Origin of the sequence: Hallella faecis, assembly GCF_018789675.1 — a bacterium.
Lineage (GTDB): Bacteria > Bacteroidota > Bacteroidia > Bacteroidales > Bacteroidaceae > Prevotella > Prevotella faecis.
Window position 1 is genome coordinate 38,751 of sequence record NZ_JAHKBE010000004.1, and the last position, 15,602, is coordinate 54,352.

General features: G+C 52.3%; 12 protein-coding genes. 8 read left to right on the top strand and 4 right to left on the bottom strand.

Annotation, left to right across the window (positions count from 1 at the left end; all coding sequences use genetic code 11):
• Positions 1 to 165: 165 nt before the first annotated feature.
• Positions 166 to 1,410, bottom strand: a complete 1,245-nt coding sequence (serB, locus tag KM934_RS01845) for a phosphoserine phosphatase SerB (RefSeq protein WP_215758913.1) — start codon at positions 1,408 to 1,410, stop codon at positions 166 to 168.
• A gap of 318 nt (positions 1,411 to 1,728) precedes the next feature.
• Here serB and KM934_RS01850 point away from each other — a divergent pair, with 318 nt between their 5' ends.
• Positions 1,729 to 2,682, top strand: coding sequence for a patatin-like phospholipase family protein (locus tag KM934_RS01850; protein ID WP_215758914.1), 954 nt, complete (start codon positions 1,729 to 1,731; stop codon positions 2,680 to 2,682).
• Between the two features lie 136 nt (positions 2,683 to 2,818).
• Here the strand turns inward: KM934_RS01850 and KM934_RS01855 are convergent, their stop codons facing one another.
• From KM934_RS01855 to KM934_RS01865, 3 genes are read right to left on the bottom strand one after another with little or no spacing between them, the layout of a single operon-like run.
• Positions 2,819 to 3,451 (bottom strand): trimeric intracellular cation channel family protein, encoded by a 633-nt coding sequence (locus tag KM934_RS01855; protein WP_215758915.1) that lies wholly within the window; start codon positions 3,449 to 3,451, stop codon positions 2,819 to 2,821.
• 53 nt (positions 3,452 to 3,504) lie between these two features.
• Positions 3,505 to 4,455, bottom strand: a complete 951-nt coding sequence (locus tag KM934_RS01860; RefSeq protein ID WP_215758916.1) for a D-2-hydroxyacid dehydrogenase — start codon at positions 4,453 to 4,455, stop codon at positions 3,505 to 3,507.
• Positions 4,452 to 5,741 (bottom strand): replication-associated recombination protein A, encoded by a 1,290-nt coding sequence (locus KM934_RS01865; protein WP_215758917.1) that lies wholly within the window; start codon positions 5,739 to 5,741, stop codon positions 4,452 to 4,454. Before KM934_RS01865 ends, KM934_RS01860 begins: the two co-directional genes overlap by 4 nt.
• 358 nt (positions 5,742 to 6,099) lie before the next feature.
• Here KM934_RS01865 and epsC point away from each other — a divergent pair, with 358 nt between their 5' ends.
• The 7 genes from epsC to KM934_RS01900 all read left to right on the top strand — a co-directional run bounded on the left by epsC (position 6,100) and on the right by KM934_RS01900 (position 15,318).
• Positions 6,100 to 6,987 (top strand): serine O-acetyltransferase EpsC, encoded by an 888-nt coding sequence (gene epsC, locus KM934_RS01870; RefSeq protein WP_215758918.1) that lies wholly within the window; start codon positions 6,100 to 6,102, stop codon positions 6,985 to 6,987.
• A 269-nt stretch (positions 6,988 to 7,256) separates the two neighbouring features.
• A complete protein-coding gene (locus KM934_RS01875; RefSeq protein WP_215758919.1) occupies positions 7,257 to 8,840 on the top strand; it encodes a THUMP domain-containing class I SAM-dependent RNA methyltransferase in 1,584 nt (527 codons plus the stop codon).
• Positions 8,827 to 11,022: a S9 family peptidase gene (locus KM934_RS01880; protein WP_394369476.1), complete on the top strand. Its 2,196-nt coding sequence runs from the start codon at positions 8,827 to 8,829 to the stop codon at positions 11,020 to 11,022. Before KM934_RS01875 ends, KM934_RS01880 begins: the two co-directional genes overlap by 14 nt.
• A gap of 46 nt (positions 11,023 to 11,068) precedes the next feature.
• Positions 11,069 to 12,373: a S28 family serine protease gene (locus KM934_RS01885; protein WP_215758920.1), complete on the top strand. Its 1,305-nt coding sequence runs from the start codon at positions 11,069 to 11,071 to the stop codon at positions 12,371 to 12,373.
• Positions 12,374 to 12,490: 117 nt separating this feature from the next.
• On the top strand, positions 12,491 to 13,759 hold the full coding sequence (gene purD / locus KM934_RS01890) for a phosphoribosylamine--glycine ligase (protein WP_215758921.1): 1,269 nt from the start codon (positions 12,491 to 12,493) through the stop codon (positions 13,757 to 13,759).
• A 192-nt stretch (positions 13,760 to 13,951) separates the two neighbouring features.
• On the top strand, positions 13,952 to 14,878 hold the full coding sequence (locus KM934_RS01895; protein ID WP_215758922.1) for a hypothetical protein: 927 nt from the start codon (positions 13,952 to 13,954) through the stop codon (positions 14,876 to 14,878).
• Positions 14,866 to 15,318: a YqaA family protein gene (locus tag KM934_RS01900; RefSeq protein ID WP_215758923.1), complete on the top strand. Its 453-nt coding sequence runs from the start codon at positions 14,866 to 14,868 to the stop codon at positions 15,316 to 15,318. The genes KM934_RS01895 and KM934_RS01900 overlap by 13 nt, the downstream gene beginning before the upstream one ends.
• Positions 15,319 to 15,602: the final 284 nt, after the last annotated feature.

Here is a 15,602-nt window from a genome sequence, read left to right on the forward strand (position 1 = left end):
ACGAGGCAAAACCCTGTGCGACACAGGATTGTTCAACGACTTTCGTCAAGTTGAACCTCATACGATCTGATGGGGCACATACTGTCCAAACGCCCAAATGAGGCAGAGAGACCGGTGTCTTTTCTGCCTTTCCTACCTTGGTCACACCCTTGACAAAATTCGATTTTAGAGCTTTCCCTGCTCACCCAGATAACTGTCCTTGAAACCAAGGAAGTAAAGGATGCCGTCGATACCCATGGTGTTGATGCTCTGTTGGGCATTGGCCACCACACGTGGCTTGGCGTGGAAGGCGATGCCCAAACCAGCCTCGCTAATCATCGGCAGGTCGTTTACGCCATCGCCCACGGCAATGGTCTGGGCCAGGTTAACCTTTTCCACCTGGGCGATGAGCTTGAGCAGTTCCGCCTTGCGGTGCCCATCCACAATGTCGCCAAGATAATTGCCCGTCAATTTGCCATTCTCGTCAATCTCCAGTTCGTTGGCATACACGTAATCGACGCCAAATTTCTTCTGAAGATACTCGCCGAAATAGGTGAATCCACCACTCAAAATGGCAATCTTATAGCCGCAAGTCTTCAGCACACTCATCAGGCGGTCGGTTCCCTCGGTGATAGGCATGTGCTCGGCGATGTCTTTCATCACGCTGGCGTCGAGACCCTTGAGCAGCGCCACACGCTCCTTGAAACTCTCCTTGAAATCGATCTCACCACGCATGGCTCGCGCCGTAATTTCCGACACCTTGTCGCCCACGCCGGCACGCTTGGCCAACTCGTCGATACACTCGGTCTGGATAAGCGTTGAATCCATATCGAAACATATCAGTCGGCGCATGCGGCGATACATGTCATCGTGCTGGAACGAGAAGTCGACGGCCATCTCTTGCGACATGTTCATCAGTTCCTTCTGCATGGTGGCGCGGTCGGCCGGGTTGCCACGAAGCGAAAACTCGATGCTGGCACGCACATTGCGCTGCGGCTCCTTGATGCTCATTCGACCAGAAAGGCGAAGGATGGAGTCGATATTCAATCCCTGTTGGGCAATGATCTTCGTGGTGGCCTCAATCTGTCGGGCTGAGAGCGAACGGCCAATCATGGTCAAGATGTATCGGTTCTTGCCCTGATGGTTTACCCAGTTTTCATACTCCTCGTCCGTAATGGGCGAGAAACCGATGTTCACTCCCAGCTCGGTTGTCTTAAAGAGCAGTTCCTTCATCACCTGACCCGAGTGCATCTCGTCGAGACGAATGAGCACACCGAGCGACAGCGTTGCGTGAATGTCGGCCTGGCCAATGTCGAGCACCTGCGCGCCATACTTGGCCAAGATGCCCATCACCGATGCGGTTAGACCGGGACGGTCCTGACCTGTGATACGAATTAATATCTGTTCCTCCTTTTCTCCACTCTGATTCATTGTGTAGAATGTTTGTCAAGTTAATCTATTCGAAGAGCCACCACACATGCTGCGGGAAAGGATCGCCGCCAAAGGGTAGGCCCTCATGAATTGCAAAGTTACGGTTTTTTACTGAAAAGTGAGAAGGTTTGACCCACGCATTTCACACACAATGGTTCATAAAACCCCAAAAGGTCATAATGCCGAAGTGGGAAACCATGTGATTGCGATTGCTTCTTTTCAACTTTTGTCAGCGTTTCTTACGACTTTTTCACGCAAACACAACCACCGAACGCATTATTTTTGTATCTTTGTCGCAACGAACAAACCTCATCGGCCATGGCAAAAAGCATACGTCTCATCCTTTTCGTTCTCATGCTAACCCTTGCGGGAACGGTCGTTCCAGCATCAGGGAAGTCGAAAAATCGCCTCAAAGTGGCGTTGGTGCTCGGCGGCGGAGGTGCCAAGGGCGCTGCCGAAGTGGGTGTGCTCAAGGAGATTGAGCGCATAGGCGTACCCATCGACTACATCGTGGGCACAAGCATAGGGTCAATTGTGGGAGGGCTCTATGCCGCTGGGTACCGCGCCGAGGAGCTCGACTCGCTCTTTACCCACCAAGATTGGCTCGACTTGTTCAACGACCGAAAGGCCAAGAAAGGCGAGAAGGAGAAGGCCATCAAGGGCTTTGGACTGATGAGAGGCGTGGGGGTGATGCAATTTCTCGACTCACTACTCACCGCAAAGAACCACTACCAGGGCCTTGGCGCCTACCCCGACTCCATCGATTTCGACTCGTTGCCCATTCCCTTCCGCGCTGTGGCATGCGACGTCAACACAGGACAGAGCGCCGTGCTTGCAAAAGGCAACTTGGCACTGGACATGCGTGCCAGCATGGCCATACCGGGTGTATTCAAGCCGGTGCGCGCCGACTCGATGCTGATGCTCGATGGCGGTCTGGTAAACAACCTGCCGGTGGATGTGGCGCGGGCCATGGGAGCCGACCTCGTCATAGCCATCGACCTCACACAAAACAAGCATCCCGACTTTGTGCCCAAGAAGATTAGGAAATTTATGGGCAAGGGACTGAAGTGGCTCCGTCAGCGACCCGACTTTGTAAACTACAATCGCAACCGCAAGGATGCCGACCTCTGCATCAACCCCAAGCTCAAGGGATATGGCGTAACCAGCTTTAAGACCGCCGACATACGCGCCATGATTGAACTGGGGCATAAGGCAGGGAAAGACCATCACGGCCGACTCAGGGTCATCAAGAAGAAGGCATTGGACAAATGAGCGGCAGGGCGATTAAAGCCATCCATATCTTCGCTCTTACACAAACACACAATCTCTATTCTCAAAGCCTATTGACAAAGCCTTGCGAATGAGGATAACAATTTGCTCTTACGATTCGAATAGTGGTACGCTCCCACTATTCTCCCTTCAATACGGGCAGGGAGATGTGGTACTTCACCGCCAAGAAACGAATGACGACGATGAACAAGAACGTGGCAATGGCCGACAACGCCACGCTGACGTGCAAACTAATCATGATCCAATAGAGCACTCCGCCACAGACGGAAGCCATGGCGTAAATCTCCTTGCGGAAGATAACGGGTATCTTATTGAGCAGTACGTCGCGCAACACTCCACCTGCGGAACCCGTGATGCAACCCATGATGATAGCCACCCAGATGGGATGCCCATAGTCGAGAGTCTTTTGCAATCCGGCAATGGTGAACAGGGCGAGGCCCAAGGTGTCGAACGCAAACCACGCGTTGTCGAGGCGTTTCAGCGATCGGGCGAACACGATGACGATAAACTGGGCCATGAGCGTGCAAAGAATGTACATGGGCGACGTCATCCAGAAAGGTGTGGCGTTGAGCATGACATCGCGCAACGTACCGCCGCCAATAGCTACCGCAATGCCGCATACAAAGCCACCGAACCAGTCGTAGTGCCTGGCAGCGGCATGGCGGATGCCCGATATGGCGAAGGCCAGTGTTCCCAGGATTTCAATGATTTGGAGGATGGTATCAACCACCTTAGGGTCTGTGTTGATCATTTACTAATGGAAGAAGGAATATACGAATACTTAAATGGTTTACCCTGAATGGTTTACACCTCATTGATGGGCTTACCTTCCTTAAAGGCTCTCACGTTATCGACGCAGATGCGCATCAGTCGTTCGCGCGCTTCCTTGGTTGCCCATGCGATATGGGGCGTCAGGTAGGCGTGGGGTTGGGAGAAGAGCGGACAATCCTTGCGCGGTGGCTCCTGCTCCATGACGTCGGCTCCATAGCCAGCCAAATGGCCCGACTCGAGCGCGTCGGCAATGGCTTGCTCGTCGACCAGCGCACCACGCGCCGTGTTAATGAGGATAGCACCCTCTCGCATACGGCTAATCTTCTCGGCGTCAATGAGATGGTAGTTGTCCTTTGTGAGGGGACAATGAAGCGAGATGATGTCGGCCACACCCAACAAACCGTCGAGCGTGGTCTTCTGAATGCCCTTGGGCAACGACATGGCATCCTTTGAGGTCACGGCAAACACATCCATGCCAAACTGATGGGCGATGGCGGCCACACGTTGGCCAATATGTCCCAGGCCAACAATGCCCAACGTCTTGCCCGACAACTCCATGAGAGGAGTGTCCCAATAGCAAAAATCGGGGTTGGCGCTCCAGCGACCTTGGCGTGAGGCGTCGCCATAGTGGGCCACCTGATTCGTGATATTGAAAATGTGGGCAAAGGTCATCTGCACCACCGACTCGGTGCTATAGGAAGGAATGTTGGTAACCACCACGCCACGCTTGTGGGCGGCTTCCTCATCGACCACGTTGTAACCTGTGGCCAAGACACCAATATACTTGAGTTTGGGCAACTGCTCGAGCACAGCCTCTGTGATGTTCACTTTATTGATAAGAATAGCATCGGCTTCCTTGGCGCGCTCCACCACCTCTTCGGGTGCGGTGCGCGGATAGATGGTAAGTTCTCCTAATTCCTTCAGTCCGTCCCAGGAAATGTCACCGGGATTGGCAGCATAGCCGTCTAATTCTACAATTTTCATTTCTCGTAATCTTTATCTTTGTATCGGTCTCCCCAACAGTTCACCATCCGTTGGTAGAGCTTATCCTCCGCCTGACTGTGCTGGGCATGCCAGAAACGGCAGCCTTGCAGTTCGTCGGGAAGGTATTGTTGTTCTGTGAAATTGCCGGGATAGTCGTGCGGATACTTGTATCCGTCGTGGTAACCCAGGTTGGCCATGAGTTCGGTGGGTGCGTTGCGGATAGGCAACGGCACGGGTTGGTTGCCGCTCTTTCGCACCTCGCTGAGGGCCTCGCCAATGGCTTTGTAGGCCGAGTTGCTCTTCGGACTGGTAGCCAAGTAGACCACGGCTTCAGCCAGGGGGATACGTCCTTCGGGCCATCCGATCTTCATCACCGCATCGAAGGCGGCGTTGGCCAACAACAAGGCGTTTGGGTTGGCCAGGCCTATGTCCTCTGCCGCACTGATCACCACCCGTCGGGCAATGAACTGCGGATCCTCGCCTCCCTCAATCATACGCGCCATCCAATAGAGCGCAGCGTCGGGATCCGACCCGCGAATGCTCTTAATGAAGGCCGATATGATGTCGTAGTGCATCTCGCCTTGCTTGTCGTAGGCCAGCGGATTCTGCTGCAGGCGTTCTTCCACCATCTTGTCGGTGATAACGATGGGGTCGCTGTCGGCCGCCTCCACCACCAGGTCGAGTATGTTGAGCAATTTGCGGGCATCACCGCCACTATAGCGCATCATCGCCGCCGTTTCTTGCAGTTCGATGTGTTTCTCGCGCAACTCCACATCTTTCGTGATGGCGCGTTGCAGCAACTTCTGCAAATCACTGACGCCAAGCGACTTAAGAACATAGAGTTGACAACGCGAGAGCAGTGGCCTGATGACCTCAAAGGAGGGGTTTTCGGTGGTTGCGCCAATGAGCGTCACAACACCTTTCTCCACCGCACCCAGCAAGGAGTCTTGCTGCGACTTGGAGAAGCGATGAATCTCGTCGATGAAGAGAATGGGCGACTCAGAGTTGAAGAACCTTCCTCCTTTGGCTTTCTCGATAACCTCGCGCACGTCCTTCACGCCGCTTGTCACAGCACTCAGCGTATAGAAGGGAACCTTCAGCGTATTGGCTACAATCTGAGCCAACGTGGTCTTTCCAACGCCCGGAGGTCCCCACAGTATAAAGGAGGAAATATGACCGCTGTCGATCATCTTCCTCAGTACCGCACCTTGACCCACAAGATGCTCCTGCCCTACGTAGTCGTCGAGCGTGCGGGGGCGCAAACGCTCTGCCAAAGGTTCACTCATATTATGCAAAGGTACGAAAAACCAACGTGATATATTATCTTTATGCGTTAAAGTTTTCAAAATTTGCACGCCTTTTGATAAGGCAATACGCCAAAACGAATCGACACGCACTTACCAAAGAACGAATAAAGGAAATGCTTATCGCCACCCCAAACAACAGCTAACAATGGGCCGACCATCCGTAACAGCACTTTTGTTCCATCGTTTTCGTCTTGCAAATGCATAAAAATCGAAGCTTTTTCCCCGCCTTATGCATAAGGCGTACATAAATTATAATGTAGCTTTTACTTTTTTGTCGCTTTGCTTTTTTTCTTTTAAATTATTTTGTAACTTTGCCATCATATTATTTACCCAAAAGATGAGCATCCAAAACACGATTCTCTTGCTAACTGAAACGGTGGAAAAACTTTCAGACCCTCAAACCCTGAAAGGACTCTTCCACCAACATCGTGAAGGCTATCCATTACCGTCGAGCACGGTTTTGGAGGAGATTGTGCAATTGTCGCGCGCCATCCTCTTCCCGGGATTCTTCGGAAAATCACAAGTCAACATCCAAACCATCCAGTACCAAATAGGTGTCGAGGTGGAGAAATTAAGCTATTTGCTAAAGGAGCAAATACTGGCTGGCCTGTGTTTCTCGGAAGACTACGAGACCAAGAGCGGTATGGTCGATTTGAAAAAACAAGCCCGCGAATTGGCCAGCGAAATGATTAGCCGACTACCAAAGGTCAGGAGCGTGCTGGCCACCGATGTCGAAGCGGCCTACAATGGCGACCCTGCGGCCAAGAGTTATGCGGAAATACTGCTGTGCTACCCAGTCCTCAAGGCGCTAACCAGCTACCGGTTGGCCCACGAGTTGTTTCTCATGGGAGTGCCGCTCATTCCACGCATGATGACAGAGATGGCACATTCGGAAACGGGAATCGACATCCACCCGGGCGCCACAATAGGCAGCCATTTCACCATCGACCATGGAACGGGCGTGGTCATCGGCGAGACCTGCGTCATCGGAAACCACGTGAAGCTCTATCAGGGCGTGACGCTCGGAGCTAAGAGTTTCCCGCTCGACGAACAAGGCAACCCTATCAAGGGCATTCCTCGTCACCCGATCATTGAAGACGACGTCATCGTATACGCCAACGCCACACTGTTGGGACGCATCACCATCGGCCGAGGCGCAACCGTCGGAGCCAACACCTGGATTCTCGAAGACATGCCGCCCGAAGCAAAGGTGTTTAAGAAATAGCATCGAAGAAGGCCACAATGGTCCTGCATTTAATAAATGACGCCCCATCGGTTTAAGCAAATGCAACTATCGGTTCAACAAAAACATGCAGCAAGTGAAATAAGAACAAGCAACTCATTCTGCCAAACAGGCTATCGGTTCAAGACCTGTCAAGCTCTGGGTCATGACGAATGGCCTCACATTGCAACCGTTAGCCAACAGAAAAGCAACCTTACGCCTCCACTAATTAGACATATTAAAATTAAGAATAAAATAACAATCATAAAACAATGGAATTTGAACTCATCGCCAAAACATTCATGGGCTTAGAGCCTGTTCTGTCACAAGAGCTTACCCAACTGGGCGCAAACAATGTGCAGATCGGCCGCCGCATGGTGTCGTTCACGGGCGACAAAGAGATGATGTATCGTGCCAACTTCCAGTTGCACACCGCTATTCGCATTCTAAAGCCCATTAAGCACTTTAAGGCTCGCTCGGCTGAAGACGTATATAATGAGGTAAGAAAAATTGATTGGAGCCAGTACATCACTAAGGGAAAGACCTTTGTGGTCGATTCAGTGGTGTATTCCGATGAGTTCCGAAACTCCAAGTTTGTTTCATATAAGGTGAAAGACGCCATCGTCGACCAATTCCGCGAGACCACTGGCGACCGTCCCAACATCTCAATCAGCAACCCCGACATTCGCCTTCATATCCATATCGCTGAGGACAAGGCAACGCTTTGCCTGGATTCGAGCGGTGAGAGCCTGCACCGTAGAGGCTATCGCCAGGATACGGTGGAAGCTCCGCTCAACGAGGTGCTGGCCGCTGGTATGATCCTCATGTCAGGATGGAAGGGCGACACCGACTTCATCGACCCCATGTGTGGATCGGGAACGCTCATCATTGAGGCAGCACTGATTGCGCAGAATATCTCACCGGGCGTATTCCGCAAGGAGTATGCCTTTGAGAAATGGCCCGATTTCGACAAGGACCTCTTCGACGAGATTTACAACGACGACTCGAAGGAAAAGGAGTTCAACCATCATATCTACGGCTACGACATCGACATGAAGGCTGTGAACACGGCCATCCTGAACGTGAAGGCTGCGGGATTGTCGAACGTCATCACCGTGCAACAGCAGGACTTCAAGAACTTCACATGCCCGAAGGAGAAGAGCATCATGATCACCAACCCTCCTTACGGCGAGCGCATCTCTACGCCCAACCTGTTGGGCACATACAAGATGATTGGCGAGAAACTCAAGAACGAGTTCGCTGGCAATGAGGCTTGGGTGCTGAGCTACCGCGAGGAGTGCTTCGACCAGATTGGTTTGAAGCCAAGCATCAAGATTCCCGTGTTCAACGGAAGCCTGGAATGCGAGTTCCGCAAGTACGTCATGTTCTCTGGCAAGATGAAGGATTTCCGCTCAGAGGGCGGCATTGTGAAGACCGATGACGAGAAGCGCGAGATGGCACAAAAGCACCGCTTCAAGAAGAATCGCGAGTTTAAGCAGCGCCTCGACGAACAGGAGGCCAACGAGGAAGGCGACATTCGCTCGTTCCATTTCCACGCATTCTCAAGTCGCTCGTTCCAGGATGACGACCGCAAACGCGGCGACCGTCGCCCCAAGAGATTCGGCGATGAGGAGCGTGGAGGCAATGATCGCCGCGACCGCAAGTTCTCGGGCGACCGCGCTCGCAACTTCTCAGGCAGTCGCGACGACAAGCGCGGTGGTGGCCGATTTGGCAAAGACGGCGACCGCTATGGCAAGAAAGGCGACTGGGCCGGCAAGGGCCGTGGTGGCGACAAGCGTTTTGGAGGTAACAAGAAGTTTGGCAATAAGAACCGATTCGGCAATGAAGATGAATAAATTCATGGTGATGCTGGGCACGATGACGGCATTGTTCACACAGAATGCAGCAAGCGTTCAAGCACAAGAACTGAAGAAGTTTACCCTTGAGGACCTGAACTTCGGCGGCAACAACTATCACAACATGATAGCTGAGAACCGTTGGACGGCCTGGTGGGGTGATGAGCTCGTCCGCACAGATGTGGAGGATTGCAAACTCGTTAACAAGGCTACAGGCAAGGAGAGCGTGCTCTTCACCTTGGACGACATCAAGGCAAAGAGCGGCTTGAACCTCCATAGCCTGTATAGCGTGTCGTTTCCCGAGGCCAAGAAGCCCTTGGTGCTTCTCAACGACAACAAGAGTACGCAACTGCTCAACTGGAAAACCGGCAAGGCCGTGTGGACCATCGAATACAAGGATCGTTCGGCAGCGCAGGCTTGGAACTTCCATTACGTAAGTCGTAACACGGCCTATGTAAAGGGCGACCAGCTCTATGTGCAGACCGCCAACGGCCAGTCGAACCAACTGACGACCGACGGAAGCCGTAACATCGTGTACGGACAGAGCGTACATCGCGATGAGTTCGGCATATCGGGTGGCTTGTTCTGGAGCAACAAAGGCAACAAACTGGCCTTCTATCGCATGGACCAGAGCATGGTGACCGACTTCCCCCTGATCAACATCCCTGACCCCTCATGGGCTCCCACCAGCGGTTCGCGCATGGCGACGCCGGCTCCCGAGAAGTACCCGATGGCCGGAGAAACAAGCCATCAGGTAAAAGTGGGCGTATATGACGTGAACACAGGCAAGACCGTTTGGCTCAAGGCAGGCGATCCTACCGACCGTTATTTCACCAATGTAACATGGAGTCCCGACGACAAGACGATCTATATGATTGAGCTCAACCGCGACCAGAACGATTGTCAACTCGTGGCATACGACGCCGAGACTGGCGACAAGAAGGGCGCCATCTACCATGAGACCGACGAGAAGTACGTGGAGCATCTCACTCCGATCGTCTTCCTGCCTTGGGACAGCAGCAAGTTTATCCTCGAGTGTCAGAAGGATGGTTTCAACCATCTGTACCTCTTCAACACCAAGGGCGAGCAGTTGAAGCAGATTACCAGTGGCAACTGGGTGGTCATGGAGACGATTGGCTTCAACGAGAAGCGCCACAGCGTTATCATTGCCAGCAATGAGCGAAACCTCATTCAGCGTAATATCTATAGCGTAAACATCGACAACGGCAAGCGCACCCTAATCGATGAAAATGGCGAGGGATGGCACACGGCCAGTCTGAGCACATCGGGCCAGTATATTGTCGACAAATATTCCACTCCTACTGTTCCCCGTAACATGACGATTGTCAATGTTGACAATGGCAAGAAGGTGCGTTATCTCACCGCTGCCGATCCTTGGAAGGGCTACAATATGCCTGAGTACAAGAACGGTACTGTGAAAGCAGCCGATGGCACAACCGACCTTTTCTATCGCCTGGTGTTACCCGTCGACTTCGATCCCAACAAGAAATATCCCACCATTATATATGTATACGGTGGTCCTCACGCCCACAACGTAGACGCTTCATGGCATTGGGGCTCACGCAGTTGGGAGACCTACATGGCCCAGAAGGGCTATATCCTCTTCATTCTCGACAACCGCGGAAGCGAGCATCGCGGCAAGGCGTTTGAGCAAGTTACGTTCCGCCACCTCGGCGACAACGAGGTGGCCGACCAAATGGAAGGTGTGAAGTATCTCAAGAGTTTGCCTTACGTCGATGCAGACCGCATCGGGGTGCACGGATGGAGTTTCGGAGGATTCATGACCATCAACATGATGACCACCCATCCTGAAGTGTTCAAGGTAGGCGTAGCAGGCGGACCTGTCATCGATTGGAAATGGTACGAAGTGATGTATGGCGAGCGCTATATGGACACGCCGCAAACAAACCCCGAGGGTTACGCATCTTCGAGCCTCATTCCGAAGGCCAAGAACCTGAAAGGCAAACTGCAAATCATCGTTGGCCTCAACGACAACGTATGTTTATTGCAGCACTCCCTGTCGTTCCTCAAGCAGTGCATCCAGGATGGCACACAGCCCGACTACTTCGTGTATCCCGGAGAGCCGCACAACATGCGTGGCCACCAATCAACGCATCTGCATGAGCGCATCTCTCAGTATTTCGATGATTATTTGAAGTAAGACCTTTAACTTTATTATCATAATACTTTAGAAACAAGAGATTACCATGAAACAGATTAAACATCTATTGGTTCTCGTTGCGCTGCTTCTGCCGCTATTCGCGCAGGCAGCCGACAAAGAGGTGTTGGCAAAGCTGCAAGCATTGCCGGGTGTCAGCGACGTGCAAGAGCTAAAAAGCACAGCTTACGACAACAAGTATCTGCTGAACATCACACAGGAGGTGGATCCCATCCACCATCAGGCAGGCACATTCAAGCAGCGTGTCGTGGTTTGCCATGTGGGTTACGACCGTCCTACCGTGCTCGTCACCGAGGGTTACAACTGCAAGTATGCTCTTCGCGAGGGCTACCAGGAGGAACTCTCCAAGTTGCTCAACGCCAATCTCGTTTTCGTGGAGTATCGCTATTTCGAGGCCTCCACTCCCTCACCCTGCAACTGGGACTATCTGACCGTTGAGAACTCTCTCTACGATCTTCACAACGTCAACCAGACCTTCCGCCAACTTTACAAAGGGAAATGGGTGTCGACGGGTATCAGCAAGGGTGGCCAAACCTGCATGTTCTACCGCGTTTTCTTCCCCGACGATGTCGATGTGTCGGTTCCCTATGTAGCCCCGTTGAACTCAGCCGTTGAGGATGGACGCCATGAGCCCTTTATCGACCATCAGGTTTCTACCGCAACCAACCGCAAGCACGTGAAGGATTACCAAATTGAGGTGCTGAAGAGAAAGGCAAAGCTCATGCCGATGTTCACACAATACTGCAACGAAAAGGGCTACAGCTTCCGCATACCGTTGGAGGAGATCTTCGACTATTGCGTCCTCGAATATTCGTTCGCTATCTGGCAGTGGGGCACTCCAATGACGCAGATTCCCGATGCAACGGCTTCCGACAAGGATCTTTTCAACCATCTCATCGGCATTTCTGAGCCGGGCTACTTCACTCCAAACAACCCCAACCGCTCATTCAACGTGCAAGCCGCACGTGAGTTGGGCTACTATGGCTACGACATCAAGCCCTTCAAGAAGTGGCTCACCATCAAGTCGGCCAAGGGTTACCTGCATCGTGTCATGTTGCCCAAGGAGCTTCAGAACGTGAAGTTCGATAAGACGCTGTACAACAAAACCATCAATTGGCTCAAGAACAACGACCGTAAGATGATTTACATCTATGGCGGTATCGACCCATGGGGCGCCTCGGGCGTAGCTGGTCTTAAATTCCTGAACAACAAGAAGTACATTAAGGTTTACGTGTTGCCCGACGGAAGCCATTCCACTCGTATCAGCACGTTCCCCGAGCCCACACGCACGGAGATCATCAACCTCCTCCATCAGTATCTTGAAACAAACTGATTATCAGACCGAAACAGGTGTTGGTTGCATGAAGGCTGGGAACAAGAGAGCATCGCACCCAGTCATTCATCGACCCGCCCTACTAATTTCGTAAACACATAACACATTCAGACGATTATGAAAATATTGCTATTAGGAAGTGGCGGGCGCGAGCATGCCATGGCATGGAAGATTGCCCAAAGTAAGAAATGCGACCAATTGTTTATCGCTCCCGGCAACGCTGGCACTACTGCCATTGGTGAGAATGTGAGCATTGGCGTCAACGAGTTCGATAAGCAGAAGGACTTCGTGGTTGCCAATGGCATCGACATGGTGGTGGTAGGCCCCGAGGTGCCTTTGGTAAACGGCATCGTCGACGCATTCAGAGCCGACGAGCGTACTGCCAACATTCCCGTCATCGGTCCCTCTAAGCAAGGAGCCGAGCTCGAAGGCAGCAAGGATTTCGCCAAGGGATTTATGAAACGCCATAACATTCCCACGGCAGCCTACGAGACCTTCGACGGCACAACGGTCGAGGAAGGCGTAGCTTTCCTGAAAACCTTGAAGGCGCCATACGTGCTGAAAGCCGACGGTTTGGCAGCTGGCAAGGGCGTGCTCATCGTGCCTACGCTTGAGGAAGCCGAGAAAGAACTGCGCGACATGCTGGGCGGAATGTTCGGTCAGGCATCAGCCAAGGTAGTCATTGAGGAGTTTCTCAGTGGCATAGAGTGCTCTGTCTTCGTACTTACCGACGGCAAGCACTACCAAATCCTTCCTGAAGCCAAGGACTACAAGCGCATTGGCGAGCACGACACCGGCCTAAACACCGGTGGCATGGGAAGCGTCTCTCCGGTTCCCTTCGCCAACGCCGAGTGGATGAAAAAGGTGGAAGACCGCATCATCCGCCCCACGGTTGAAGGCCTTGCGGCCGACGGCATCGACTATAAGGGATTCATCTTCTTCGGTCTTATCAACGTGGAAGGCAACCCCATGGTCATCGAGTACAACTGCCGCATGGGCGATCCCGAGACCGAGACCGTGATGCTCCGACTGAAGAGCGACCTCGTCGACCTGCTGGAGGGTGTTGCCAAGGACGACCTCGACCAACGTAAGGTGGAGTTCGACGAGCGCGCTGCCGTCTGTGTCATGCTGGTTAGCGGTGGTTACCCACAGGCTTACCAGAAGGGTTACGTCATCGAGGGGCTCAACGAGGTAGAGGGCAGCATTGTGTTCCACGCCGGAACCAAGATGGCCGATGGCAACGTGGTGACCGATGGTGGTCGCGTGTTGGCCGTTTCCTCATACGGCAAGAACAAGGAAGAAGCCTTGCATAAGAGTTTCACCGAGGCTCAGAAGATTCGCTTCAAAGACATGTACTTCCGCCGTGACATTGGTCAAGATCTCTAATTGACAAGACTTCTCTCCTCATTTCAGGATATTTGAACGTGATGGCCGACATTCATTGTGCCCCTTCAAGGCTTTCCTCTCTATGAGAACCAGCTACAAAAGGGACAAGGTGAATACCGACCATCACATATCACTTCATCAAATTCAATAGGTACAAGGGAGGCAAAGAGAAGCCGCCCATAATGAAACGTCATGATTAAACGCGCTCAAAACAGAATAGCCCAGTCGCGTTGGTCGTTACCCGTGACCGCCATCTATGGCTTGCTGCTGTTCCTTATTTCAGGAATGGCCTCGCAAGGCCTATGGTTGCAACTGCTCATTCTTGTTGCTTCCACCGTGATGATGGTTATTCTCAACAACAACAATTCGCTCATCCGCATCTACAGTCGCATGGTTTCATGCTCCTTCTATGTTGTGGTGCTGATGTCCCCGTTCTTGTTTTCATCCATCAACATTGGCATAGCGCAACTGGCATTCATCTTCTCGCTCAACTTCATTCTCCGCGCCTTTCAAGACAAGCAAGCCGTTGGATGGGTGTTCTACGCCTTTGTGGCCATCGGTGTGGCCAGCGTCTTTTATGTGGAATTGCTGTGGTTGGTTCCCATTCTTTGGATTCTGCTTACCACCAACGTGTTGGCCATGAGTTTGCGCACGTTCATCGCGTCTATCCTGGGTGTAGCGCTCCCCTATTGGTTTTTGAGCGCCTATTATCTGTTGATAGGCAACCCACAGGCCATTGCCGACCATTTTGAGGCCATGATGCTTTGGCAACAACCGTTCGACTTTTCCATGCTCGACATCCATCGAGGCCTAACATTCTTGTTTGTCGCCATCCTCGGCATCATTGGCAGCGTGCATTTCGTGGCCTATAGTTACCAGGACAAGATTCGCACCCGGATGATTTTCGAGATGTTCATCACCTTAGAGATTTGTTTGTTGGTATTGCTCATTCTGCTGCCTCAGCATTTCGATGTGCTGTTGTCGCTGCTTCTCACGGTCGTGTCGCCCCTTATCGGCCACTTCCTGTCGCTCACACACTCCAAACTATCCAACATCACGTTTTTCACTCTCATCATCGCCGCCTTAGCATTAACCATTTTCAATATATGGATGCCTTAGTCGACATATTGCTCAATTATGGCTACTGGGGCATGTTGGTAGCCGCTTTTCTTGCCGGCAGTTTCTTTCCTTTCAGTAGCGAAGCCGTTATGTTAGCGCTCCTTGCCGCCGGATTAGAACCCTTGCCCTTGGTCGTCTACGGCACCGTGGGCAATGTTGCCGGTTCGATGTTCAATTACGCCGTAGGGCGAATGGGGCGTCTCGATTGGATAGAGCACTATCTCCATGTGAAGAAACGCGACCTCGACAAAGCCCGGCGATTCATGGCGGGCCATGGCGCATGGTTTGCCTTTTTCTCGTTTCTACCCGTCTTGGGATCGGCCATCACCATCGTCTTGGGACTCATGCGGGCCAACATCCCCATCTCCCTCATCAGCATCACGCTTGGCAAGGCACTCCGTTACATTCTCCTCGTCTATAGTGTAGACCTGCTGTTGTAACTAAGGACCCCATCGCCCATAGCCACATGCCCAAGGATCCTTACCCATCCTCCGTCACAGATATTCCCCCTATAAGCCATTACCGGACCATAGCGACAAGGGGGACGAAAGGTCTGTCAACACTTACTTCTTTTGAAACGTGATGTAGGCGAAAAAGTTCGAGCATCGTTCAGCAATAAACGCCAGATACCGAACCCACTTTTTAGCCAAAAACCATGACAATGGGCCATTCAACGCACCGTTTTGCCACACACTTTCTCTTCCCTAACGAGCGCCCAATGGCC